Source organism: Gilliamella sp. GillExp13 (assembly GCF_001690815.1).
Taxonomy (GTDB): domain Bacteria; phylum Pseudomonadota; class Gammaproteobacteria; order Enterobacterales; family Orbaceae; genus Gilliamella; species Gilliamella bombi.
Window position 1 is genome coordinate 1 of sequence record NZ_LZHJ01000010.1, and the last position, 469, is coordinate 469.

Consider the following 469-nt stretch of genomic DNA (forward strand, 5'->3'; position numbering starts at 1 on the left):
TATTTTTCCCGCCATTTATAAAAAGTTGAATTACCCATGCCATATTTACGGCAGAGTTCCTTGACAGGAATACCTGCTTCAGCTTCTTTTAAAATAGCGACGATTTGATGTTCAGTCATTTTTTTCATCATTAAATCCCCTTTTACTTTTATCATAGAGAATTTTCTACTTTTTTGCTGTACTATTTTAGGGGAGAGTTACACGCTGACTTTCTTTAAACGTGCAGCAATCTGCTCTGGGCTGTAATAAAGCATGAGGTATTTTTCAACTTGGCGCCATACCGAAGACTCTATTGGCTTACCATTACCGCTGTTTTTCCGCCTTTTCCTAGCTAAGGTTACCACATCATGTGCTTGATAGGCTTGATTAGGTTTTGAGTTTCTTTTTATCTCTCGACTTATTGTCGAAGGATGTCTATTGAGTAGCTGGGCTATCTCTTTTTTATTCTTTCCGGCTTGTAATAATACGA

2 protein-coding genes are annotated in these 469 nt (G+C 37.5%); both read right to left on the reverse strand.

The window, feature by feature from the left end; all coding sequences use genetic code 11:
• Positions 1–131, reverse strand: a 131-nt coding sequence (locus tag A9G37_RS11915; protein WP_442903127.1) for a transposase, incomplete at its 3' end; no start/stop codon positions are given.
• A gap of 66 nt (positions 132–197) precedes the next feature.
• Positions 198–469, reverse strand: a 272-nt coding sequence (locus A9G37_RS00745; RefSeq protein WP_065574331.1) for a helix-turn-helix domain-containing protein, incomplete at its 5' end; no start/stop codon positions are given.